This is a genomic window from uncultured Megasphaera sp., assembly GCF_900539295.1.
Classification (GTDB): domain Bacteria; phylum Bacillota; class Negativicutes; order Veillonellales; family Megasphaeraceae; genus Megasphaera.
Window position 1 is genome coordinate 39,257 of record NZ_UQBH01000009.1, and the last position, 25,954, is coordinate 65,210.

21 protein-coding genes are annotated in these 25,954 nt (G+C 49.2%); all 21 read right to left on the reverse strand.

What is annotated here, in order from left to right; all coding sequences use genetic code 11:
- Positions 1 to 109: 109 nt before the first annotated feature.
- Complete coding sequence (locus tag QZQ46_RS04440) at positions 110 to 787, reverse strand: BglII/BstYI family type II restriction endonuclease (protein ID WP_296827197.1); 678 nt, start codon at positions 785 to 787, stop codon at positions 110 to 112.
- Between the two features lies 1 nt (position 788).
- Complete coding sequence (locus QZQ46_RS04445; protein WP_296827198.1) at positions 789 to 2,138, reverse strand: Sau3AI family type II restriction endonuclease; 1,350 nt, start codon at positions 2,136 to 2,138, stop codon at positions 789 to 791.
- Between the two features lie 716 nt (positions 2,139 to 2,854).
- A complete protein-coding gene (speC, locus tag QZQ46_RS04450; RefSeq protein WP_296827199.1) occupies positions 2,855 to 5,014 on the reverse strand; it encodes an ornithine decarboxylase in 2,160 nt (719 codons plus the stop codon).
- A gap of 195 nt (positions 5,015 to 5,209) precedes the next feature.
- Positions 5,210 to 6,382: an acetylornithine/succinylornithine family transaminase gene (locus tag QZQ46_RS04455; RefSeq protein ID WP_296827201.1), complete on the reverse strand. Its 1,173-nt coding sequence runs from the start codon at positions 6,380 to 6,382 to the stop codon at positions 5,210 to 5,212.
- Positions 6,383 to 6,438: 56 nt separating this feature from the next.
- Complete coding sequence (argB, locus tag QZQ46_RS04460; protein WP_296827203.1) at positions 6,439 to 7,347, reverse strand: acetylglutamate kinase; 909 nt, start codon at positions 7,345 to 7,347, stop codon at positions 6,439 to 6,441.
- A gap of 18 nt (positions 7,348 to 7,365) precedes the next feature.
- Positions 7,366 to 8,085, reverse strand: coding sequence for an arginine biosynthesis protein ArgJ (locus QZQ46_RS04465; RefSeq protein ID WP_296827206.1), 720 nt, complete (start codon positions 8,083 to 8,085; stop codon positions 7,366 to 7,368).
- A 15-nt stretch (positions 8,086 to 8,100) separates the two neighbouring features.
- Complete coding sequence (gene argC, locus QZQ46_RS04470; RefSeq protein ID WP_296827266.1) at positions 8,101 to 9,048, reverse strand: N-acetyl-gamma-glutamyl-phosphate reductase; 948 nt, start codon at positions 9,046 to 9,048, stop codon at positions 8,101 to 8,103.
- Positions 9,049 to 9,165: 117 nt separating this feature from the next.
- The gene (locus tag QZQ46_RS04475; protein ID WP_296827208.1) at positions 9,166 to 10,059 is read right to left on the reverse strand and encodes an LD-carboxypeptidase; all 894 of its coding nucleotides are present in this window, start codon (positions 10,057 to 10,059) and stop codon (positions 9,166 to 9,168) included.
- Positions 10,060 to 10,115: 56 nt separating this feature from the next.
- Complete coding sequence (locus tag QZQ46_RS04480) at positions 10,116 to 10,589, reverse strand: hypothetical protein (protein WP_296827211.1); 474 nt, start codon at positions 10,587 to 10,589, stop codon at positions 10,116 to 10,118.
- Positions 10,590 to 10,757: 168 nt separating this feature from the next.
- Complete coding sequence (gene carB, locus QZQ46_RS04485; protein WP_296827213.1) at positions 10,758 to 13,961, reverse strand: carbamoyl-phosphate synthase large subunit; 3,204 nt, start codon at positions 13,959 to 13,961, stop codon at positions 10,758 to 10,760.
- A 1-nt stretch (position 13,962) separates the two neighbouring features.
- Positions 13,963 to 15,024 (reverse strand): carbamoyl phosphate synthase small subunit, encoded by a 1,062-nt coding sequence (locus QZQ46_RS04490; RefSeq protein ID WP_296827215.1) that lies wholly within the window; start codon positions 15,022 to 15,024, stop codon positions 13,963 to 13,965.
- Positions 15,024 to 16,313, reverse strand: a complete 1,290-nt coding sequence (locus QZQ46_RS04495; RefSeq protein WP_296827218.1) for a dihydroorotase — start codon at positions 16,311 to 16,313, stop codon at positions 15,024 to 15,026. Before QZQ46_RS04495 ends, QZQ46_RS04490 begins: the two co-directional genes overlap by 1 nt.
- Positions 16,297 to 17,241 (reverse strand): aspartate carbamoyltransferase catalytic subunit, encoded by a 945-nt coding sequence (locus QZQ46_RS04500; RefSeq protein WP_296827220.1) that lies wholly within the window; start codon positions 17,239 to 17,241, stop codon positions 16,297 to 16,299. Before QZQ46_RS04500 ends, QZQ46_RS04495 begins: the two co-directional genes overlap by 17 nt.
- Positions 17,242 to 17,467: 226 nt before the next feature.
- Positions 17,468 to 17,965 carry a copper amine oxidase N-terminal domain-containing protein gene (locus QZQ46_RS04505; RefSeq protein ID WP_296827222.1) on the reverse strand — a complete coding sequence of 166 codons (498 nt, stop codon included), beginning with the start codon at positions 17,963 to 17,965 and terminating at the stop codon, positions 17,468 to 17,470.
- A 121-nt stretch (positions 17,966 to 18,086) separates the two neighbouring features.
- Positions 18,087 to 19,157, reverse strand: a complete 1,071-nt coding sequence (mcrC, locus tag QZQ46_RS04510; RefSeq protein ID WP_296827225.1) for a 5-methylcytosine-specific restriction endonuclease system specificity protein McrC — start codon at positions 19,155 to 19,157, stop codon at positions 18,087 to 18,089.
- Complete coding sequence (locus QZQ46_RS04515) at positions 19,154 to 21,577, reverse strand: AAA family ATPase (protein WP_296827227.1); 2,424 nt, start codon at positions 21,575 to 21,577, stop codon at positions 19,154 to 19,156. Before QZQ46_RS04515 ends, mcrC begins: the two co-directional genes overlap by 4 nt.
- Positions 21,578 to 21,852: 275 nt before the next feature.
- Entirely contained in the window at positions 21,853 to 22,788 is a 936-nt protein-coding gene (locus QZQ46_RS04520) for a hypothetical protein (protein ID WP_296827230.1), read from the reverse strand.
- 24 nt (positions 22,789 to 22,812) lie between these two features.
- On the reverse strand, positions 22,813 to 23,400 hold the full coding sequence (pyrE, locus tag QZQ46_RS04525; RefSeq protein WP_292278835.1) for an orotate phosphoribosyltransferase: 588 nt from the start codon (positions 23,398 to 23,400) through the stop codon (positions 22,813 to 22,815).
- Between the two features lie 6 nt (positions 23,401 to 23,406).
- Positions 23,407 to 24,120: an orotidine-5'-phosphate decarboxylase gene (gene pyrF / locus QZQ46_RS04530; protein WP_296827231.1), complete on the reverse strand. Its 714-nt coding sequence runs from the start codon at positions 24,118 to 24,120 to the stop codon at positions 23,407 to 23,409.
- Positions 24,121 to 24,203: 83 nt separating this feature from the next.
- On the reverse strand, positions 24,204 to 25,133 hold the full coding sequence (locus QZQ46_RS04535; RefSeq protein WP_296827233.1) for an NAD-dependent epimerase/dehydratase family protein: 930 nt from the start codon (positions 25,131 to 25,133) through the stop codon (positions 24,204 to 24,206).
- A 61-nt stretch (positions 25,134 to 25,194) separates the two neighbouring features.
- Positions 25,195 to 25,950, reverse strand: coding sequence for an HD domain-containing protein (locus tag QZQ46_RS04540; RefSeq protein WP_296827236.1), 756 nt, complete (start codon positions 25,948 to 25,950; stop codon positions 25,195 to 25,197).
- Between the last annotated feature and the right edge of the window lie 4 nt (positions 25,951 to 25,954).

The following is a 25,954-nucleotide window of genomic DNA, read 5'->3' on the forward strand; positions in this document are numbered from 1 at the left end:
CAGTAGCTTTGACATCTCTATTATCCCGAGAAAGTGTTCTTTTTATAAAAAACATTGAAACTCATTCACAGAAAAAAACGATTTTTTCAGGTATTGCCGCTACAACAGGTTATCTCATATTCATCGAGATATATGACAAAACCAAGCTCTCATGTTCGGACCCCACTGACCTACATTTATTTTGAGCAACATCTAAAGAAATCCCTAAATCACGAATATTCCAATTCTCAACTTCGCGACCATCATCATTTACATCGAACAATCCAATTACATAAATCGGTACAGTAATAGACAGTTTTGCTTGTGGAATCTCACGAATAGACTTTTCGAAATTCGACACCCCACTATCGATTCTATTAGCTAAGTGGTAAGATGGGACGATAAGAACACATATATCAGTTAACCCATATGAAAAAGAAAGCTGAAATTTAAAATAATTTCTATATGAGCTTGCGATATTACCAAATTCAACTTCTATTTGGACAGTAATGCGTTCTCTATCATGCCTTGAAAATGTCTTTCGAAAATCTGCCCGAAGGACGTCTTCATAACTAGCTGGCGTAGCCAAAGGTTCTACAGCCCACCCCTGACGAGCAAAGCAAAGTCGAAAATACGTATTCATTATTTGCTGCACAACATCCTTTTGACGTTGCTTCGAAGATTTCCCCAGGAAAACAGGGAGAGGACATTTAGCACATATATGAAGAATTTCATTTTTAATATCACAATAATTGTCTGAAGATAGTATTTCATCAGCAAATCTGTACGAGTATGTTTTAATGAACACATTACCCCTCCTTAATCTGCTCTGCGATATATGTATTATTCAGCCAAAAACATTGCTTGACCATCATGCGACCATCTGGAAGCGGCAATTTATCAAATGAATCGATTCCATGGGGGCGCACATGCGCAACACCACTTTCTCCTTGTTTCGGTAAATTATTACTAATCCCCCGGGGCGTCTGCACTAATTTTACGCCATCGCGAATTGTTTGAACAGTCTTTTTCCAAACACGATGGACCTCCTCAAGGCCAGAATTAGGTATATTCCAAAACATAACACGATCGAATATATACTCACCATTATCCTGTTCTCGGAAAATGACAAACATAAATTTTTTAGGAGACAGGTAATCATAGAGTTCAGATTCTTCCCAAACCTCTTCTTTGCTCAGTTTAATAAAATCAAATGCTGGGAAAGACATACTTTCTTTGACCTTACCATCGCACTGGACTCGAATAGTTTTCGGAATAATATCTGCTTTTTTAAACTCTTCAGCATCGGCAATACGACCAGTAACATTCAAAATCCGTGCCAATAAAATTTCATTAAGGTTCTTCGCATTACTATCAACATTAAATTTAATTTTGATCTCATCTCGAGTCATTCCATAGTAAGGCCTGACTTTATCGATGATATATTCCTCAAAAGTTTTATTGTGTAAATTATCTACTGATTTGATAATATGTGGGCTCTCTGAATTACCAAAAATATACTTTTTTAGAATTTGCGTCATATATGATGCCTTCAAAGAATAGGCACGCTGTTTTGCAGGTATCTCTGAATACGGTTGCTGACGAACACTAGAAGCATCAGAACCCTTAGTACAAGCAGCTAGGTAAAGCGTATCACCTTCTGAGATTTCATGAGCGCGACCCGCTCGAATTTTTCCCATGATAATCTCCCAATCATGCTCAATAATAACAAGGTCTTCTTCTGGAAAACAAAATAAAACAGCCTGATCAATTCGAAAATCGCCCTTAGACATACCGACAAGATGTTCATAAGACATCAGGAGAATAGTATTGCACTTGCACCAAAACGAACTATTCTTGAAAGTCTTGCTATGTTCTTCCATATAGTTAATAACATTACACACCAGCCGTTCCTTGGCACGAATTCCATTTTTTCCATGCAGATAAGGCGTGACCTTTAGTTCTATACCAGCTTCCGGAAAGTCAGGTTCAGGATTAGAGTTCGGCTTATAACCAAACCAGCTCTCCTCAACAACAGATCCGATAGCACCCTTACCAGTGGATAAGCGTCCCGTCTTATCAATATCCCGCAGAGGAATATCTATAATTTCCTGTGCGCGTCTCAGGATAGCCTCTCTAGTCGTATATAGTGTTCCCATAGCATCATCCTCTTTTCTATATATAGTTTTATTATGACCTCCTACGCGTCCTGAAGAAAAATACACACATCATGAATATCGTCTTGATTTTGATACGCTTGTATAAGAACTCGTAGAGAATCCCCAGTGTAACTTTTAGGAGCATAGTTGCATTAGCACCACATCCTCCAGTATTAGAAATCCTATATTGATGATGTCGCTATCAGCGTCTGGAAATTTTTATAACTCCCTAACGAAAACATTTATCATTATTTATTATAATATCATAAAATTATATCGTTGTTAACACAATATCAATACAGATTTCATTTATCTCCTATTTTTTATGTGATGAGATTTATTATTTTTACAGAAAACGAGTTTTCCACTCATACTTCTGCTTATTATAGTATTCAATGAATCCCATATTGCTTGATTCAGCCCCCCACATCTTTATTTTTCCAATATAATTTGCCTGCTGGTAATAACACTCGAAAGGCATCTTCTCCGTTGATAGGATAGGCGGTCACCCATTTTACGACATTCCCAGTAATGCAGATTAGGGTATTTATTTGCTAAAATTTTATATGTTATCACATCTCGTAGATATCCGGCAACAATTTAATCTCAAACCTCATAGCGGTATTTTTCTATATAATGCCCCTAAAGTTAGATTTTTAATCCACTTTTAGTCGTCGGTTCAAAAGAGAAGACAACGTGTTTTTTTGTTTACAAGCCTATTCTTTTAAGACGTAGCCATAGGCGTGGATGCGGCCGTCGTCCTCTTTTTCCAAATAGACGCCTTGGATTTCCGATGCAAATCCGGGAAGCTCATTAAGGCCTTCTTCAAGAGCCTTGAAGTACTGAACAGCCGTCTTCGACCAGCGTTCGCCCGGCACGACGCAGAGGACGCCCGGCGGATACGGCAAGGCTCCTTCAAGGGCGATGCGCCCTTCTATGGCGTCGAGGGACACCAATTCGCCTTGGCCGCGAATAAAGGCATGATGCGCTTCTTGCGGACTCATGGCGTATTCAGGGAAGTATTCCCGGCGGAACAGTTTTTTCTGTAAATCCTTGACCTGATGAGATTTATAGAAGTCATGCATTTCCTGACAAAGCTGGCGAATCGTATAGCCGGCATAGCGGTCCGGATGGGCATTGTAGACGCCGAGGAGCACTTCCTGCATGGGGACGTCGTGATCGACAAAGCGTTCAAAGCGGACCAACTGGGAGACGAGGAGGCGCAGTTTATTCTTATTTTCGGCCGGTGTCAAAAGGAATAAAATCGAATTTAAGTCGCATTTTTCCGGAATGACACCATTCCCCCGCAGGTACGTCGCCAGGATATTGGCATGAATCCCAAAATCTTCGTAGGCGCCCGATTCGGCATCGATACCGGGCGTCGTAAGTAAGAGTTTGCACGGGTCGACGAGGTATTGGCCCGGTCCATAGCCTTCAAAGGCATGCCACTTGGCACCGGGTTCGAAGGTAAAGTAATCTAAATCGCGGGCCATCTCATCAGTATCCCCTTCCTGCCAAGGCTTTCCGTGAACCGCAGGTGCGACGAAAGGCCGGATATAATGGCAGCGGCGCAGAATATCTTTCCGGGCATCGATACCGAGTTTCACGCAGTCCTGCCACATTTTGCGGCCAGCGGCACCGGCGTGGATTTTGGCGTTGACGGCAATGGTGGCAAACATGGGATAAAAAGGACTCGTCGAGGCATTGGCCATAAAGGAATTGTTGAATACCTTGTGGTTGCAGTACCGAGTCTGGTTGTGGATGTGATTATCCTTTTTGTGGATTTGCGAAGCCTGAGAAAAGCCGGCCTGCTGTTTATGAACCGACTGGACGACGAGGATACCCGGATCATCGTCATGCAAGTCGAGGAGAAGGGGCGAGCAGTCCTTGAGCATAGGGATAAACTGTTCGTACCCAGCCCAAGCCGAATCGAAGAGGATGTAGTCGCAGAGATGGCCGATGCGGTCGACGACATGACGGGCGTTGTACAAAGTTCCGTCATAGGTATCGAGTTGGATAACGGCCAGGCGGAACGGCCGTTTGGCTTTGGCCTTTTCAGGATTTCGCTCAGCTGCCAGCTTGCGCAGATATCCTTCATCGAAGCAGTGGTCGTCGACGCCGCCAATGAAGCCGTAGGGATTGCGGGCCGTTTCCAAATAGACCGGAAGGGCCCCGGCCTGAATGAGGGCCCCGATGGCGACGGACTTGTGGTTATTGCGGTCATAGAGGACTAAGTCCCCAGGTGCCAACAAGGCGTTGGCCACGACCTTATTGGCCGACGATGAACCGTTTAGGACGAAGTAAGTCTTGTCAGCATGGAATACTTCGGCCGCAAAATCCTGGGCTTCAAGGGCCGGCCCTTCGTGGATGAGCAAGTCGCCTAAGGTAACGTCAGCATTACAAATATCGGACTGAAAAATATGGGGTCCGTAAAAATCATAGAGGTAGCGGCCGGCAGGATGCTTTTTGAAAAATAAGCCGTCTTGGTGGCCCGGGCAGTCAAAGGGCGTATTCTTTTCACTGACATAGTCGACGAGATCGGCAAAAAACGGTGGCAGCACCGTCTGTTCATAGCGGCCGGCAAGGCGTTCGGCAGCAGCGATGCAGCGGCTCTTGTTGACCATTTCCTCCGTAAATACGACGTCGACCTTATCGATATACGATTCGGGCAGCTTCTCGCCACCGGGCATGATAACCATGATGGGAATGCCGAAACCGGTCTCCTCGATGGCATCGATATAATCAAAATCTTGGTCCGACAGGACGGCTACGGCAACATCGGTAAAGTCCGTGTCTTCAATGGGCACGATGTCCCGATCGCTGTCGACAAAGTAATATTGTACGTCAAAACTGTAAGCTATCTTTAAATGTTTCATAGTTGGCCTTCCTTATTGGCTTCAAAAACTACCAAATTACCGGTATAGCCATATTGTACGAAATTCACCGGCCAATAGCAAGAAACACGATGCCATACGACAAAGAAGCCCGGCGCATAAATGCCGAGCTTCTTTGAGGTCACAGAGAATTTATAAAAATATTTCATGTAAGGATTTACGCTGACTGTCTTCCCCTTATTGATCGATGACTTGTTTGACGATGGCAATGGCTTCTTTCAAGTCATCCCAAGGAATATTTAAAGGCGGCAGGAGACGGACCAAGCCATTGGCCGTGAGGACCAGGACACCTTTTTCGACGCAGCCTTCGACAACGTCGCTCAAGTCTTTATCCTTAAGGGCAATGCCGATCATGAGGCCCATGCCGGAAACGTGGTCAACGTGTTGGCACTGTTCCAATTCGTCTTTGACGTACTGTCCCTTCTTCTGTACTTCTTCCATCAATTCCGGCGTCAGGCGGTCGATGATGGAAATGGCACCGGCCGTGCAAATCGGGTTGCCGCCAAAGGTCGAGCCGTGGGTATGGTCGGTCAGGGTCTTCTCCGTCGAAGCAGCAAACATGGTGACGCCCAAGGGCAGGCCGCCGCCGATAGCCTTGGCTGTCGATACGATATCCGGTTCAATGCCGTAGCCCATATAGGCATAGAGGTAGCCCGTACGGCCGTTACCGGTCTGGACTTCATCGACGACAATCAGGATGTCATGGGCTTTGGCATAAGCTGCCACCTCTTTGACAAAATCTTTATCGAGAGGATGGACGCCGCCTTCGCCTTGAACCATTTCCATCATGATGGCGCAGACATTATTCGTTTCGCACAGTTTTTTGACATCGTCGAAGTTATCCGCTTCGGCGTAGACGAAACCGTCGACGAAGGGTCCGAAATCCTGATGAAGCGAATCCTGGCCGCAGGCCGTCAGAGTCGCTAAGGTACGGCCGTGGAAGCTGTTTTTCAAGGTGATGATCGTATAGCGGCCGTCGCCGTATTTATCATGAGAATATTTCCGCGCCGTCTTAATAGCACATTCGTTGGCTTCGGCACCGGAATTGGAGAAGAATACCTTCTTCATCCCCGTCTTTTGGCACAGTTTTTCAGCCAAGATGGTCTGCGGTTCCGTATAGAAAACGTTTGAAATGTGACTCAGTTTATGGAGCTGCGTTTCCACAGCCTGCGTCCATTCATCGTCACAGACGCCAAAAATATTGACGGCAATGCCGGCACTGAGATCGATATATTTTTTCCCGTCGACGTCGTATAAAGTCGCTCCCTTACCGTGATCAAGGACGGCACCGATCCGATTGTAGACGTTGACGATATATTCTTTATCAAGAGCTTTATAATCTTCTGCCATTGTTTTTATCTCCTTTTTACCCGAATCAGGGCTAACAACCTCTTTCCCCAACAGCCTTACTTTCCTAAGGAATAGTGGCCGACGAACATCGTCCCCAAGCCTTCTTCAGTCAGCATTTCGATGAGGATAGCATGAGGCACCGTGCCGTTGATGATGAACACCCGCTTGACGCCGGCTTTGATGGCATCGGTGCAGCACTGCACTTTGGGAATCATGCCGCCGGCAATGATTCCGTCCTGCTCTAACTGCCGCGACTGTTCGAGGGTGATTTCGGTCAACAGCGAATCGGGATCGGACGGATCTTTAAGGACGCCGTCAATATTGGTCATAGACAGCATACATTCGGCGTTAAGGGCCCCGGCAATCTGAGCGGCGGCCGTATCGGCATTGATGTTGTAGGCCTGGCCTTCCGTATCGGTACCGATTGTCGAGATGACGGGAATGTAGCCTTTATCGAGGTTATCTTGAATGATGGACACGTCGACGTCGGTAATGCGGCCCACATAGCCCAGTTCGTCGCTCTGTTTGCGAACTTTAATCATCTGGTCATCGATGCCGCAGAGGCCGATAGCCTTGCCGCCGATAGAGCCGATGAGGTTAACCAGGTCTTTATTGACCTGACCGGCCAGAACCATTTGGACGACTTTCATCGTGTCTTCGTCGGTAACCCGCAGGCCGTTGATAAATTTCGAGGCGATGCCGAGCTGATCTAAGGCCGATTTAATATGCGGGCCGCCGCCATGGACGAGGATTACTTTTACCCCGATGAGGTTCAAGAGGACGATATCCCCCATGACCGACCGCTTCAGGTCTTCATTGATCATGGCATTGCCGCCGTATTTGACGACGACGATTTTCCCGCTGTATTTTTTAATATATGGCAGAGCATTCATTAAAATTTGTGCCTTTTGGGCATTGGTCACTGCTTTTACATCTTCCGATACGAGATCACTTCTTTTGAACATCTATTGTCTTCCCCCTATTTAACTGCACGCTTTCAAGACATGTTGAAAGCCTAATTTCACCAGTAACGCTTCGATTCCCCCTGCCAACGCATCGTGGCCGACCAGCTGTGCACCGGCTCCCCCATTGGCCATGACGATGAAGGTGAAATGCTCCGTATCCATATCGGCCTTGACCTGAGTCAAGGCCTTTTCAATCATAGACCCGTCGACTGACGCGTCGGTCATGATGACGCATAAGCCGTCACAGTCCGCCGTCCCGTCAGCCGCGATGCCGCTTAAGGCCCCTGAATTTTCTGCCAGGAAGACCGTTTCAGAAGATACGTCACCGCCGTTGTCGATTACCGCTTCTATGGGCTCGCTATCCGTATCGAGACCGGCCGTCAGATTTTTCAGGCTGTGAATCAAGAGCGACGGGCGAAAGTACCGGCCCTTAGCCCCGCTGGCGATGAGGGCTACCGAAGCCGGGGCTTCATCGACGCAGGTGCCGACAGCCTGACAGACTTCCTCTGAAATTTCAAGGCCGCGCGGTCCGTCAGGAAGGGCCGTCCCATTGTGCAGGACCAGGATTTTTCCGGAACGAGCCGTCATGCCCTGGGGCGTATCGGTCACGATGGAGCAGTCTCGTCGGCTTACGATCATAGCGACATCCAATTTAACCCGGCTGCTGCATAATCCGCTGTACGTACCGGCAGCCTGAAATCCTTGCGGTACGCCAAAGCTATCATAAACCTGACTCATACTGATTCCACCTTTCTAATGTTTTAACTGTAATCCTGTCACGGCATCGATGCCCATCATGAGGTTCATGTTCTGGATGGCCGCACCGGAAGCACCCTTGCCCAGGTTATCGAATAAAGACGTGACCATAATGCGCTGGTCATTGCCGGTTACGACGATTTCCATATCATCGTAGCCGCTCATTTCATTGGCACTGATGAAGCCGCCCTTGTCGGTCCCGAAATCAAGGACGTGGATGAAGGGGCAGCCGTCATAATGATTGGCTAAGATTTCCCAAATGTCCTTGGCCGTGACCTTCTTAGTCAACAGATGGCTGAAGAAAGGAATCATTACTTCCATACCGCTGTAATAGTCGTCGACGATGGGTGTAAAGACCGGTTCCTGTTCCAAATGGCAGATGGAAACGACTTCCTTCAAATGCTTATGCTGCTGACTCAGGCCGTATTGGCGCGGTGCCAAGAGATCGGCGCTTTTATCCCCTTCATACTGACCGATCATCTTCTTGCCGCCGCCGCTGTAGCCGGTCAAGGAAAAGGCCGTCACCGGATAATCGGCCGGTACCAATCCCGCTGCCGTCAAGGGCTGCAAAATAGAAATGGCGCCGCTGGCATGGCAGCCCGGATTGCCGACGAAATCGCTCTTAGAAATAGCGGCAGCCTGTTCCTTCGACAATTCAGGGAAGCCGTAGGTCCAACCCGGCGCCACCCGCCGCCCCGTCGACGTATCGATGATGCGCACCTGGCAGCCTTCTGCCAATTTGACAGCTTCGGCAGCCGCATCGTCAGGAAGGCAAAGGAAAACGATATCGGCAGCTTTCATGCAGGCGCGGATGGCATCGGGGGCCTTGCGGTTTTCGTCAGCGATGGGAATCAATTCGATATCCTGACGATGGCTGAGGCGTTCATGAATCCGAAGACCCGTCGTTCCTTCATGTCCATCTATAAATACTTTCGTTTTCACAATGCATCACTCCTAAAAAAAACTAGCTTATACCTTGGTGTTCTATTGAATTTTAATTCATTATAGTTGAATTAAAATGTTTTGTCAATAATTTATGCATTGTATTTAAATAATTATTAATCATTCTTTACTTGCAGATTCGGTCTCTCCTTGAAATACCAGTCGTGCTCCCTGTCCGTCGGCCTGCAGTAGCATCGTCATTCCATAAGGCAGGAAGGCCTTATTCACAGTATGCCCTACAGGCAGTCCTTTCAGGGTCGGTTTTCCGGCTAAACGAGCATAATAATCCAGGACTTCTTCCGTCGTAAAGTCTCCGGAATCATGAGGGCTATCGGTGAAATCCCCATAGGCAATGGCTGAAACCCGTGATAAGAGACCGCTTTGCCAGAGCTGATTCATCATGCGGTCGATGCGGTAGGAACTTTCACCCGTATCTTCGAGCACTAAAATACACCCTGTGCCGTCGAGGGCATAGGGTGTACCGACGAGAGAGGCAATGATTGACAAGTTACCGCCTACGACAGGTCCTTCAGCCGTGCCGGCAATGACCGTCGTGAGCTTCCGCCCCGGCGGCAGGGCAAGGGCCCCTTGCCAATGATCGTCTGCCAGGCCGTTAAACAGTTGACTCTTTGTATAATCATTCGCGCCGCCCAAGGTGACCATCAAGGGTCCGTTGGCCGTAACTAAACGGCATTTTTCCCACAAGGCCACTTGGAGGGCCGTAATGTCACTGAAACCGACGACCCATTTCGGATGAGCCGCGATGTATTCGTAATCGAGCTTATCGAGGACGCGGGCCGAGCCGTAACCGCCGTTAAGGCAGATAATAGCCTTTACGTCATCGTCATGGAATAAGGCATTGATATCTCGGGCTCGAGCTTCATCAGTTCCGGAAAAGTAGCCGTAGGCACCGGACGCCGTCGGCATCATCTTTACCCGATAGCCGGCCTGTTCAAGGCGGGCGACGGCCCTTGAAATATCCAGTCCCTCTGAATGAGTAGCCGGTGCCGCCACGCCGACAGCATCACCGGGTTTCAGCGCCGCCGGGATGTGAACGGCTCTTTCCGAACTTACTCCCCCTTGTAATAGCGCTCCATTCCCTGGGCATAGCCGTAGTCATCGTTTAAATACTGGCCCGTTTTCTGGCGATAACAGAGGTTTACCGTCACGAAGTCGGCAATATCCTTATGCTTCAGCTGTTTCTTCCTCATGGGAATTTCCAGCCAGGTATTCGTCGAATCATTGTAGATCCAAGCCTGGCCGCGGAAAATCTTGTACGTCAAGGTATAGGTTCCTTCGATGCGTCCGGAATCTTCCGGCGAGCGGAATTGATTGACCTTAAAGATCCAGCCCTGTCCATTGTCCTTAATGGTCTCTAAGGAGCTGAGGTCGACGTACATTTCATAGCCCATACCAAAGTTGATGGGCCGGTAGCTGCTGTTAGCGGCCAAGGGACTGTTAAAGAAGGCCTGAGCCCCAAAGATACTGCCAAAAGTCAGGGCCGCGCCAAAAGTCACGGTCATTAAGCTTTGCTTCAAATTCATGTTCATCATCCTTTCTGTAATTACGTTCATTATAGCATAATTTACACGGCAAAAGCCGCCTCATGAAGGGTCGATCATATCAAAACTGCCGTCATAAACCAAAAGAAGTCCCCCATGATTCATGAGAGACTTCTTTCATAATCAGACAAACTCCGTGTCTGTGAAAACTTATTCCATATCGTAATCCTGAAGGGCTGCAACGTGATGATAACCGTCGTTTTTGCCTTTATTGGCAAAGACGCGCAGGACTTCACGAGCCGTATCCAGAGAGGTCAGGCAGGGAACGGCTAATTCAACAGCCATGCGGCGGAGGTTGAAGCCGTCGCGTTCAGGATGTTTGCCGTAGGTCAAGGTATTGAGGACCAAGTCGATTTTGCCGTTGCGAATCATGGTAGCGATATTCTGGCCGCCTTCATGAATCTTGCGGACGATGTCGACGGGCATACCGTGGTCGTTGAAGTAGGCCCCGGTGCCTTCGGTGGCGATGATGTGATAGCCGAGTTCTTTAAAGCCTTCGGCCAACTGCAGAGCTTCAGCCTTATCGCGGTCGGCTACGGTAACCAAAATCGTGCCGCCGGCAGGAATCTTCATCTTGGCGCCGTTGACAGCCTTGTATAAGGCTTCCGAGTAAGAATGGCCGATACCCATGACTTCCCCTGTCGATTTCATTTCAGGGCCGAGGGCGATTTCAGCCAAGCCAATCTTGCTGAAGGAGAATACCGGAGCCTTGGCGGCAACGTGTTTCTTAGCCGGCAGGAGACCGCTGTGGAGGCCCATATCCTTCAAGGTTTCACCGAGGGCGATGCGGGTTGCAATTTCGACGATCGGGAAGTGCGTTACCTTGCTGAGGAAGGGAACCGTACGGCTCGAACGGGGGTTGACTTCAATGATGTACAATTTACCCCGCGATACGACGAACTGGATGTTGACCGAGCCTTTGACCTGAAGTTCCAGGGAAATACGCGTCGTATAGTCGACAATCTGGGCGATCATATCGTCGTCGAGGTGCTGCGGCGGGTAGACGGCAATGGAGTCGCCGGAATGGACGCCGGCACGTTCGACCTGTTCCATAATGCCCGGAATGTAGACGTCGGTGCCGTCAGCGACAGCGTCGACTTCGACTTCACGGCCTACCATGTATTCGTCGATAAGGATCGGATGGTCCGGCGAGGCAATGACGGCTTCGCGGAGATAGCGTTCCAATTCTTTTTCATTGTAGACGATTTCCATAGCCCGGCCGCCGAGGACGTATGACGGGCGGACGATGAGGGGGAATTCCAATTCCGAAGCGACCTTCATGGCTTCTTTATCGCTGGTAGCGATGCGGCCGTCCGGACGAGGAATGTTCAATTTAGCCAGGACTTCGTCGAAGCGTTCCCTGTCTTCTGCCCGGTCCATGCCGTCTACAGAGGTACCGAGGACGGTGACACCACGCTTAGCGAGCGGTGCTGCCAAGTTGATGGCCGTCTGGCCGCCGAACTGGCAGATGACGCCGACGGGCTTTTCTTTTTCGACGACAGCCATGACATCTTCGACCATGAGGGGTTCAAAGTACAGGCTGTCCGATGTATCGAAGTCGGTGCTGACCGTTTCCGGGTTATTGTTGATGATGATGCTGTTCATACCGGCTTTGCGCAGAGCCCAGGCAGAATGGACGGAGCAGTAGTCGAATTCAATGCCCTGGCCGATGCGGATCGGGCCGGAGCCGAGGACGATGACGCTCTTCTTGCCGAGAGGCTTGACTTCATCTTCCGTAGCATAGCAGGAATAGTAGTACGGCGTAGCCGCTTCAAATTCAGCAGCGCAGGTATCGACCATCTTAAAGGTCGGCGTAATGCCGTGGTCGACGCGGAACTGGCGGACTTCTTCTTCCGTCTTTTTCGTAAATCCGGCAATGACGGCATCGGGCATGCTGTAGCGTTTAGCCAAACGAACGTTGTCGATGGTCAAGTTATTGCGCTGGAGGTCGAATTCCACATCGATGATGTTCTTGATTTTATGGAGGAACCACAGGTCGTAACCGGTGATGTAGTGAATCTTTTCTTCGCTGATGCCGAGGCGCAGGGCCTGAGCGACGACGAACAGCCGTTCATCATCCTGCTTCTGCAGGAGTTCGACGATGTCGATGAGAGACTTACTTTCCAGCTTCTTCATGGAAATGTAATTGACGCCGATTTCCAAAGAGCGGACAGCTTTAAGCAGAGCCCCTTCAAAGCAGCGGTCGAGGGACATGACTTCCCCGGTCGCCTTCATCTGGGTACCCAGGGATTTATCTGCCAAGGCAAATTTTTCAAAAGGCCAGCGCGGGAACTTGACGACGCAGTAGTCGAGGGTCGGTTCGAAGCAGGCCGTCGTCTTGCCCGTAACGGCGTTGGTAATCTGGTCCAAGGTAAGGCCCGTTGCAACTTTAGCGGCAACTTTGGCGATGGGATAGCCCGTCGCTTTCGAAGCCAGGGCCGACGAACGGCTGACACGGGGATTGACTTCGATGACGTAGTACTGGTTGCTGTTCGGGTCGAGAGCATACTGGACGTTGCAGCCGCCTTCGATTTTCAAGCGGCGGATGATATCAAGGGATGCCGTGCGCAGCATCTGATACTGCAAGTCGTTCAGGGTCTGGCTCGGTGCGACGACGATGGAGTCGCCCGTATGGACGCCGACCGGGTCGATGTTTTCCATGTTGCAGACGATGATGCAGTTATCAGCCTTATCGCGCATGACTTCATATTCGATTTCTTTCCAGCCGGCAACGGAGCGTTCGACGAGGATCTGGTTGATCGGGCTGAGCTTGATGCCGCGAGTAGCAATCATGAACAGTTCGTCTTCGTCGTGGGCGATGCCGCCGCCGGTACCGCCGAGGGTAAAGGCCGGGCGGACGATGATCGGGTAACCGATCTTATCGGCAAATTCGATAGCCGACGGAACGTCTTCAAAGATATCACTTTCCGGAACCGGCTGGTTGATATCATTCATGGCCTTTTTAAATAATTCACGGTCTTCCGCTTCTTCGATGGCCGACAGATGCGTGCCGAGAAGCTGGACGTTATATTTTTCGAGGACGCCGGCATTGGCCAGCTGGACAGCCATGTTGAGGCCGACCTGACCGCCGAGGGTTGCCAAGAGGCCGTCAGGCCGTTCTTTTTCAATGACTTCCGTAACGTAGTCGAGGGAAATCGGTTCGACATAGACGCGGTCGGCAATATCTTCGTCGGTCATGATCGTCGCCGGGTTGCTGTTGATGAGGACGACTTCCAGCCCTTCTTCTTTCAAGGCCCGGCAGGCCTGGGTACCGGCATAGTCAAATTCGGCAGCCTGGCCGATGATAATAGGGCCGGAACCGATAACGAGTACTTTCTTCAATCCTTCTACCATGTTATTTTTCCTCCATCATCTTGACGAATTGTGTAAACAAATACAGATTGTCCGTCGGTCCCGGCGAGGCTTCCGGATGGTACTGGACGCACATGATGTTCTGGGACGGAACTTCAAAACCTTCAAGGGTATTGTCATGGAGGTTGCGGTGGGTAATGACGACTTCATCCTTCGGAAGAGAGTCTTCGTCGATGATGTAGCCGTGATTCTGAGATGTAATGTAGACCCGGCCCGTGCGGATATCTTTGACCGGATGGTTAGAACCGCGATGGCCGAAGGTCAGTTTGCGGCTCTTGCCGCCGAGGGCCAGGCCGATGAGCTGCAGGCCCAGGCAGATGCCGAAAATCGGTTTCTTGCCCATGAGCTGTTTGACCGTATCGATGATGTCGGGAATATCTTTCGGGTCGCCGGGGCCGTTGCTGAGGAAGATGCCGTCTGGATTGACAGCCAACACGTCTTCAGCTTTGGTGGTAGCCGGGAAAATCGTCAAGCGGCAGTCGTTATTGACCAGTTCGCGCAGGATATTTCCCTTTGCACCGTAATCCATAACGGCTACATGATAGCGGCCGTCGCCCATGTGCTTGATTTCCCGCGTCGAAACCCGTTTTACGAGCTGCGTTTCAAGAGGCGTATCAAAGAGTTCTTTGACAGCGCTTTCTTCCATCGTTTCCGGTACGATGACGCCTTTCATGACCCCCTGGCTGCGGATAGCCCGGGTAATGGCACGCGTATCGACGCCGTAGAGGCAGGGGATGTGGTGTGTCATAATAAAGGTAGACAGCTGGCCTTCATTTTGCCAGTTGCTCGGTTCTTCACAGAGTTCACTGACAATGAAGCCGGCAGCGTAAGGGCGGTCAGCCTGTTCGATTTCATGGAACAAGCCGTAATTGCCGATAATCGGATAGGTCAGGGTAATGATCTGTCCGGCATAAGACGGATCCGTAAAGGTTTCCTGATAGCCTGTCATGCCTGTATTGAAGACGACTTCACCGACAGCCGGTTCGTCCATCAGCATATTGCCGTAAAATTTCTGTCCGTTCTCTAATATGAGGACACCTTTCATTATAAAACCTCCCCGTTTTTCATCACAAATTTACCATTTACGATGGCAGCTGCCGCCTTCCCCTTGAAGATCATTTCATCAAAAGGAGTCGACTTTCCCTTGGAATAGAATTTCGAGGAATCTACTGTCCATTCTTTATCGAGATCAAGAATCGTTAAATCGGCATCTTTACCCGGTGCAATGACGCCGGCATCGAGGCCGAGGATTTTGGCCTGGGCCGTCGACATGACATTGACCATAGTCATGAGGTCGATGATGCCCGTATGGTATAAATGAGTCAGCATGGCGCCGACACTCGTTTCAAGACCTACGAAACCGCTGGGGGCCAAATTGAATTCCTGGTCCTTTTCTTCCCATTCATGGGGCGCATGGTCGGTAACGACAGCATCGATGGTACCGTCTACCAGGCCTTCGACGCAGGCATCGCGGTGGATGTCCGAGCGGATCGGCGGATTCATTTTATAGCGCGTTTCAAAGGTCCGCAGAGCTTCATCGGTAAAGATGAGGTGCTGCGGCGTGACTTCTGCCGTGACCTTAACGCCCCGCTTTTTAGCTTGGCGAACGAGGTCGACGGCGTTCTTGGTGCTGATGTGGGCGATGTGGACCGGCGTCCCCGTCGCTTCGGCAAGGAAGATATCGCGGGCAACGGCGATATCTTCAGCAACAGCCGGGCGGCCTTTCATGCCCAGTTCGTTCGATACGACGCCTTCGTGCATATTGCCGCCTTCGATAAGATTGTCATCTTCGCAGTGGTCGATGATAATCTTATGGAACATGCTGGCATATTCCATAGCTTTACGCATAAAGTCGGAATTTTCAACGTAGTGGCCGTCATCGGAAAAGGCGACGACCCCTTCTTTGGCCATGGCCCCCATAGCCGACAGTTCTTTCCCCTGTTGGCCCTTAGAAATGGCACCGATGATTTCGACTTTAACTTTTGCTTCCCGTTCAATCTTATACTTCAAGCCGTCGACAATGATGGCCGAATCGATGACCGGTTTCGTATTCGGCATGGTGGCGACGCGGGTAATGCCGCCGGCAGCCGCTGCCTTGGTCCCCGTTTCAATCGTTTCCTTGCCCGACTGGCCGGGCTGACGGAGATGGACATGCATATCGATAAAGCCCGGTGCTACGACGAGGCCCGAAGCGTCGAAAACTTCTTCGGCGCTGTCCGCTGCCAGGTTGGCACCGACTTCTTTAATTTTTCCATTTTCAATGAGAATATCGCAAATTTCATCCTGCTGCATGGCCGGATTGATAACTCTGCCGCCTTTAACGAGTAATGTCAACGTCATCGCCTCCCATAATAGTCAGATATAATACGGCCATGCGGACGGATACGCCATTCATGACCTGTTCCTGAATCGAAGAGTAATCACTGTAGCAGACGTCGGAATCGATTTCAACGCCGCGGTTCATCGGGCCCGGGTGAAGGACCAGGACGTCGTCTTTCGCCCATTTGAGGCGATCCTTCTTGATGCCAAACAGCGAATTATATTCGCCGGCGCTGGGGAAGAATCCGATGCCCTGGCGTTCCTTCTGGATGCGCAGGACGTTGATGACGTCGGCATCCTGAAGGGCTTCCTTCAAGTCGTAATGGACGGTGACGCCCATGGCTTCCAATTCCGGCTGGAGCAGCGTCCGCGGACCGACGAGGTGAACGTCTGCCCCCATCGTCTTGAGACCGTAAATATTGGATCGTGCTACGCGGCCGTGGTCGATATCACCGACGATGACCACTTTAAGGCCTTCGATGCAGCCTTTTACTTCCTGAATGGTGAACATGTCGAGGAGACCCTGCGTCGGGTGTTCGTGCGCTCCGTCACCGGCATTGATGATGATCGGATCGACGCAGCGCTTGGCAAAGCTCGGCGAACCTTCCTGTTTCTGACGCATGACGATGGCGTCGACACCCATAGCCGTTACCGTAAGCAGGGTATCACGGAAGCTTTCCCCTTTTTGAATGGAACTTCCGCGGGGCGTGAAATTGATGACATCGGCACCGAGATACTTGGCAGCCATTTCAAAAGAACCGCGGGTACGAGTACTCGGTTCCCAAAACATGTTGACCACCGATTTGCCTTTGAGCAAGGACAATTTCTTATTGTCGCTCTTGACGACGGCCTTCATCTTTTTCGCTACCCGCAAGATCAACTCAATTTCTTCCCTTGGCACTCCCTGGAGTCCCAACAGGCTCTTGCCCTGTATATTAACCATCGAATCCTCCTTGAAAAAAAAGACCTCTGCCGCAGGGCAAAGGTCATATTCTAAGCATGGCAAAATATGTCCCTTTGTAGCCTCTCCGGACTATATTAAAGGTACAAGCTAGAAGTATAAGAATCACACAGTCTCACGGGACTGTCGTATATTCTCTATCTATTTTATCGACCATAGCCTATAAAGTCAAGAAATTTTTCACTTTCTTCTATAAAGCCGGCTTTTTTTAAGCCTGATCTGCCGGCGTAATCGTCACCTCTTGCGGGGAAATAGATACATTATTATAAAAGGCTTCAAAGAGCTGTGCCGGTACATACATCGTACCGTTGACATTGACCGGTCCCGTGCCGTATTGGAAGATGCGGTTCAAATTGATTTTCTTAATCGTCCCGATCCGTTCATACCAATCTTCGCCGGGCTTAATGATGACATAGGCAATGTTCATTTCAACGCGGACGCTCTGGTCAGTCGGATCCCAATTTACCGTATAACCGAGCTGTTCAGCTACCTTGCGCAGCGGAATCATGACGACGTCGCCCTTCTTCAGTATCGCTCCGTCGGCCGGATCCATGACCTTTCCGGCAACGGTAAGCTTACTCTGTTGGATCGCCGTCAATCCCGGAACCGACACATAGGGCCCCATAACAGGACCTTCATTAAAAGCAAAGGCCGGGCTGACAGCCAAAGCCGCCATAAAGAGCGCCGCAACCATACACTTTTTCATAAGGGACTCCCCCTCCCATCTAAAAATAAGCGATAGATAATAACATATGCTTATATATTTCGACAAAGAAATCCTATTTCCTGCTTTCCGCCGGGTGAAGTCAGGGAAATTACAGACGACGTTACAAGATTCCGAAATGGTCCTTTACAATGCCGTCAAGCTGTTCAGCAATCTTCGGAAAAGCCTGGTTTAGATCCAGTGTTTTGACAGAAATCTGATTGCCGCTCATGTGGTAGACATTGTCCGGCACCAAGTCTTCATCAGTCTTTGCATAGAGCAGCATGCCTGAAACTTGATGACCCGTTCCGGCTGCTTCCGCCGCTTTATTCTTCACATACGTAAAAATCTGATAGAGATTACCGGAATGAAGTGTCTGCACGCCAAAATTCGATTGCAGTACCCGCCCATAATATTTTGCATCTATGATGAGCGTCTTATTTCCGTAAGTCAACGTGATATCCGTCTGCATGACCGGGAGCAGGGCATCAAAGCCGTCATCGAGCTGCCAGGGAATCTGCAGTGCGCGCGCGGAGAAGCCTTTCAGCCGCTGTCCAAATTCCTGTGCATAGTATTCGAGAATGAATTTTTCATACAGACGGCACATGCGCTGCTCATCCACAAAACCTGCCAGATGATACGCCCCCCTTTCGGTTGTCAGGAGTGATCCCTCTGCCAAGAGCTGCGAAATAGCCAGCAGCATTTGATACGTGCGGTTATTTCTCTGAAAGCGGATATCCGAGAACCGGACCTGTGCCAGGTCAACCTCGGCAACATTAGAGAAGAACAGCATTTCCTTCTTGAGTTCCGCCTTGTATTTGTCTTCGACATCGGTCTCTTTCAAGAGCAGACCGGCCGTCGATTTCAAAATTCGATTGAGCAGATTATCCTCAGAAAGCTCGTCATAATCGCAAGTAACAGCCATGCGATGTCCTGTCCGATTTTTTACCGTCCCCGGCAAGTTGATTTTCCCGCGAATGACCGGCAGATTTTCGATGCGATTGATGTATTCTCGGTAAAGGCCCTGCTTAAGCTGCCGACTAATCCCCTTCGCAAAAATCGCTGCAAACAGGTTATTGATATTATCAAACGGTTCTTTCTCGACATCCTCGTAGGTCGATTTTTTCAGTATCGTAAAGGCATAGGACAGCATGTAATAGATATTTTTTATGAAAATGCTCTTATCCGTCGTCATTGAAATACTCCATGGAGGATATGTTCCCACCGCTGCACCTTGTCGTCATCATCAAACCAGTATTCCGAAAGCATGGGCAGGATATCATAATCCACAACGGCCCGCATCCATCGGTCTGTACAAGTATCCTTCATCTTGCCGCAAAAATAACTGTGTCCGATACAGAATCCTTTTCCGAGCGATTGGTCTCTCCGGATTTCTTCGTTCAATTCGACAACCCTTGCAATCAATTCATCAAAGGTCTCATTATCCAAGGTGTCCTTATAATCACGGAATCCTTTAGCGTCAAATCCCGGTTCTATTTCAAAAAAGCTGAACCGCCGGCGCAGGGCGTAATCAATCATAGCGAGGCTTCGATCCGCCGTATTCATCATGCCGATGATGAAAAGGTTCTCTGGCACCGTAAAGGCCATCCCATTGTAAGCCAGGGTCGCCTTTTTGCCTCGATAGTCTTTTTCAATGAGCATTAATAACTCCCCAAAGATTCTACTCAGGTTTCCGCGATTGATTTCATCAATAATAAAGAAGAATTTTTTGTCCGGCTGATTGGCTGCTTTTTGGCAGAACTGATAAAATACGCCGGTCTTCAGGCTAAAACCGCCGGACTCATTCGGCTTGTACCCCATCATAAAATCCTCGTAGGAGTAATTCTGATGAAATTGGATGAGTTCAATTTGACTGTCATTCTTTTCTCCCATCAAGGAATAGGCCAGTCGGTTGGCGCAGAAGGTCTTTCCCACACCAGGTGCCCCTTGCAGGATAATATTTTTCTTATTAAGCAGTACATCTGTCAGACAGTCATAGTTATCCTCTGACATATAGACTTCCGATAGAAAATCATCTTTGGTATAGATGTCAGGTGCCACATCCATGTTCAGGGGATTTTCATCACGAATCATATCCATGATGAACTCATACTCATCCTGGGTCAACTTGAAAAAGCTGCCGTTCGGATTTCGAAAAAATTCCATATCCTTTAGTTCTGGACAGGCCTTGAGTGTCTGGTAGTCGATAGGAGATGACAAGCCTTCCGTCTTTTCAAAAAATATCTTCTTGCCATCATTTTCTTCTTTAACCCGGACAAGGGCAACAATCTGCTTTACCGGGTTAGCTTCATAGCCGATGACGAGATCGCCGGCCTTGGCATCGATAAAATTCTGGAAAATTCTTCGCTTATGCCCGTTTTCGTTATATAGTGTATAGGCCTCCACTTCGCCGACTGAGAGGTCAGAAAAACTCCAGATTTTTGGACTGGCATTCATCCACCAGTAGGAAGGTTCAGCCTTTTCGTCATCATTTTTTGCATAGAGGTCAACGTCGCTCAAATCAACCTGGTCAAGTGCCTTAGAAAGCGGATCCCGAAGTTTCCAGATATACTCACTTTTCACCTTCTTGGATGCGTATTTTCCGACATACAGGATGGGCCACCATTTAGCATCTCTGGAATCACGGTCTGGTGGGAGCATGCAACCGGTCTTTTCTGAAACCCTTCTTGCCAGGGCAGATGAATTAGCGTTATAGAAATTCTTTGATTCTCCATACTTGCAGGAAAGCTGTGTGCAGCTGGCTTCTCCACCGCACTCTTTAATCCGCTTCATGATTTGGAGACAATGTTCATTAAAAACGTTCTTATCCTGCAAGAGCGTAACCCAGTCCTGTGTCGTCAATCCCGGATCATATTCTGAGGTATTCGGCCACCAGCCATCGTTTTCAGTCCCAGCGTCTTCTGAATCACCGCCTTTGGAGTAGTGCCGGCTGATATAGAACCCGACATCGAAGGTCAACGTTTTCAGCTCCGGATCCGGATAGCAGGTGTCGGTAAGATGATTTCGAAAGAGCTCTACAAGCTCCGTATCTTGCCTCAGTTCTTCGCAGATTTCATTATAGAATTCATAAAAATTTCGAATATTATCCCTATAGGAGCCTTTCTTAAACCGATAGCCACTTTCCAATACGTCCGATACGGCTTTCACCTCGCCGAACTTATAGATGTAGTATTTCTCCGGATATCGCAGCCATAGGTAGACGGTTATGGCATTTTCATGCTGGTAGTGCTGTTTAGCCTCGTTACCATATTTCTCGAGAAGACTAGCAGACTTTGTCTTAAAAACATTGATGCGATCATAGACCTCCTTACTTTCATCAAAGAGATCCATATACATAGCGCGGACTTCCTCGGGTGCATTCTTAGCAAAGTCGATGATCATTCCCTTGGGGAAATTATTCATAGAAGTGAGCAAGTTATCGGTTTCGGCAAGTGACTTTGCCAGCATATCTGCAAAATCAGCCGCATCTACATTCCAATTATCCTGAAAACATTTGATGGCTTCCCATTTGTATTTTTCATCTTCCCAATGCTTCGGCAGAAAATCTTTTTTATACTGAATCAGAATTTCCTTTAACCTGGATTTATTGAACATGGGCTGTGCCTCCTTTAAACTTCATGCATACAGTTGTATCTGTCCAAGAGTAAAATCATGATACTCACGAACACGATTCCATATCCTGCTCACTTGTAAATAAGCTATACCTATTTTTCATTTGAGTTCATACCTATATTTTTCCATAAAAAAATCGACCTCTTAAAGTTAGATCTTTTCAGGCTAACTCCAAGAGGTCGGTTCATCGCATGAGTTTTATTATTTCCCATGTCTGCCTAAAAGGAAGCCTATCCAAAAGAGCTGTCCTTTATCAGTTAAAAGCTAAAAAATCCCGTTTCATCGGCCATAGGCACGAGGGGGAATCCCGTAGGAACGGGCTGTACAATCATGAATACCAGGGCCGTCAAGACGGCGATGCCCAGGGTAAGGTAGGAGAAGCTGCCTTTTCCTGAATGTTCATATAAGCCGAACAGGCGGATGCCAACGGCCGTACCGATGGTCGCAAACAAAGCGCCGATAGAAAAATAACGATACATAACATATAAAGCCACAAGGGCAATCATCATGGCCCCATTAATGACGATGGGGAAGCATTTAGACAGGACCGATTCGGGATTGCGCCGCATGGCGGTGAGCCAATCCGTCCCGTCGATGCCGCTGAGGCCGGTAATGAAAGCCGACAGGTAAAGCCACTTGTCCCACCAGGTCGTGCCTTTCCGACGGTCGCCCATGCGCCACATGATGACGGCGTACAGCAAAATGGTGACGCCGCCGACGATGTAGTAATAATTTTCCGGTATGAAGGGAACAATAGCGGCGCCGATAGTGACTAAGACGCCGGCGCAAATGACCATCTGGACGATTTGCCACTTCGACGGCCGGGACTTGGGATTCATTTCCCGATAAATCTTGGCAAAGATTTCAAGCAGGAAGATGACGATAAAGAAGGCGATGCCGACAAAAGGATTCAATGCTGCCACCCCGACGGTGATCAAGATGGGAATGGCCAGCCGCACGCCCGGGAAGAAGGTAAAGCTTTTGATCCGCATGACGTGGAGCTGAGAGTAAACCGTAAAATACGTAAAGACGTTAAACATCAACATAGCCGAAATGGCTTCGACCGGTTTGGCTCCCATATACAAAAACAGGAGGAGGACACACATGCTCATATTCATGCCTGTAAAGCGGGCAAATATGGTCCCCATCAAACCGGCCACAAAAAACGGGCCTATGGCCGATAACATTTCCATGGATAAAACAACTCCTGACCCGGATTATTTTAAATGATGGCTTCCCCGTTCCGTCATGGGGATGCCTTGTTTGCAGAGGGGGCATTCTTCCGGCTTGTACGTCGGAACCGTCAAGTGAAGCAGGGCCTGTACCTGATCTTTCGGTACACCGAATTCAGCCTTGCCGCCGCTGCGGTCGACGAGGAGACCGACACCGACGATGACGCCGCCGGCTTTTTTGACGACATCGACGACTTCCTGGACCGAGCCGCCGGTGGTTACAATATCTTCTACGATGAGAACTCGTTCGCCCGGTTCAATATGGAAACCGCGGCGAAGAGTCATGACGCCCTTTTCACGTTCCGTAAAGATGGCCCGCGTACCGAGGGCTTTGCCGACTTCATGCGCTAAGAGGATGCCGCCGGTCATCGGGCCCATAACGGTCTGGACGTTCTGGTCTTTAAAGCGTTCGGCCAATTCCTTGCAAAGCTTTTCCGTATATTCCGGATGCTGAAGGACGTTGAATTTTTCGACATAAAGCGGGCTGTGCAGTCCCGATGTCAAGAGAAAATGGCCTTCCAACACGGCTTTGGTTTCGACTAACAACTGTCTTACTTCTTCTTCTGTCAACATAATAAGTTATACCCCCTGAATTTCTGCTAAAATCTTTGCGGCTGCCTCTTTCGGATCGTCCGCTTTAGTAATCGGCCTGCCGATTACTAAATGAGAAGCTCCGTCGCGCAGTGCCTGAGACGGTGTCGTAAATCGTTTCTGGTCATTGGCGACAGCAAAGGTCGGCCGAATGCCCGGCGTGACGATGAGGAATTCCGGTCCGTTCATGGCCCGAATTGCTTTTGCTTCATACGGCGACGATACGGTACCGTCGATACCGGCTTCTTTGGCAATTTTCGCCAAGTTTTTTACTGAATCGGCAATGTTGTCCCTGCCGCCGATTTCCTTCCAAGCACCTTCATCGATGCTGGTCAGTACAGTAACCGCCAACAAGCGCGGCCGTTCGATGCCAAGCTTTGCCGCTTCATCGTGAACCGCTTCCGCTGCCGCTTCCATCATGGCCCGGCCTCCGGTCCCGTGAAGGGTCATCAAGTCGGCACCAAGGCGGGTCAAGGCGCGAATGCTCTGACCAACGGTGTTGGGAATGTCGTGGACTTTCAGATCGAGGAAAACGTGTTTTCCCTGATCCTTCAGATACCGCACTGCATCGGGACCGGCACTGTAAAACAGTTCCATACCGACTTTATAAAAAGAAACACTGTCTCCCAGTGTCCCTACGAGCTTCTTCAAGTCTTCCAAAGAATGGACATCCAAAGCCACAATGATTCTATCATCTGCCATGAGCTGCTCCTCCTGTATATCTATATAGGCATATCTAATTAATTGTGTCATGTTTTACAACGCCTGTCAAGGCGAGGACGACTTCACCGAGAAGACATGCTGCGGTACCATTCATAGGTGCGGAGAATCCCTTGAGCCAGATCGGTCTGAGGAGCAAAGTTCAAGGCCGATGCCAAGGCTTGATTACTGAGGACTGACCGCTGGATATCGCCGGGGCGGGCGTCTTTATAGTCTACGGAAACGGCGTGGCCCACAGCTTTCTCAAAGCTTTCGATCAGTTCGTTGATACTGGTTTCGGTTCCTGTCGACACGTTCATTGTATGATAACCCGTAAGGGGCAGGGCTCGAATGATAGCCTGGGCAATGTCACCGGCATAGACGAAGTCTCGCGTCTGCTTGCCGTCGCCGTAGACCGTAAGCCCTTTATTTCCCGATAAGAGTTTACAGAAAATGCTGACGACACCGCCTTCACCTTTTTCTCCCTGCCGTTCTCCGTAGACGTTGGCAAATCGGAAAATCGTCGTATTCAGGCCGTACAGTTCATGATAGACCCTCAAGTAGTGTTCCGTTGTCATCTTAGTCACACCATAGGGAGAGGTCGGCATAAGACGCTCTGACTCCCGCAGGGGAATATTCAAATTATCGCCGTAGACGGCAGCACTTGAGGAAAAGAGGATATGAGGGACCTTATACATCCGGCATCCTTCCAGCACATGAAGGACACCTTCTAAGTTAACCCGACAGTCAACGACCGGATGTTCCACGGAAAAAGGAACCATCGTCTGGGCCGCCAAATGGATGACGGCTGAAAAAGAATGATTTTTAAAAACGGCGTCAACAGCGTCTTGATCGCAGACATCGCCTTCAATCAATTCCATCTCGGCCGGTACATGTTCGCGGGATCCGCCGGATAAATTATCGAAAACGACGACATGCATATCCTTCTGCCCCTTAAGGGCTTCCAAAATATGCGATCCGATAAATCCGGCCCCGCCAGTAATCAAAATTTCCACCTTTATAGGCCCTCCATTACGTATTGATAGGATAATTCCCGGAATCTACAGCCGGAAAATTTCAGTCGCCTTGAATGAGGCGTCGTATTTCATTCAATTTGGCCTCACTGTCTGCATTTTGTGAGTGAAAATTAAGGAGCTCACTGAAATAGCCTTGATCCTTGGCAAGTTTCCGACTTTCATCATAAACCAGGTCGAAATAAAAGCAAAGGGTGCCGACATAAAAGTCCATAAAAGTTTTTTTCACCCTGGTCTGTACGAGTTTTTTCTGCCGCGCCTCCGCCATGACGGCATCTGAAATACCTTGTTTTTCAAAGTCTTTATCATCTACACGCCACACGTTCTGCCCTCGCCGCAGCCCTTCTGCACAGACGCGGAAAATATCAATCTTATCGGCGTCGCGGAGAATCTGGCAAAAGAGCCGCTGCCGCGGCAGCAAGTCATCGCTCAGCTGATACGCATTGTGCTGAGCGATGGCAGCCTCTATGACAGGGTCCTCACAGTCATCCTGCAAAAAATCGCGAATATGACCTTCCTGAAACAGATACCGGGCCCCGTATTTCGCATGATCCATGGACTGGTAATCGATAAAGGTATGATACTGCCGCAGCTGCTCAAAGCGTCCGATATCATGAAGGACGCCGATAAGCCAGGCTAGGTTCTGCTCATCCCGGGACAGTTGCAATGACCTTGCAAGGATTTCACAAAGCGAACTGACTCTCAAAGAATGAGCTAATTTTAAGGAAACGCCTTCATCGACGGCGGCAAAGTCTTCGACATAACGTTTAAACTGTGAAATTACGACCTCTCGATTCATTCCG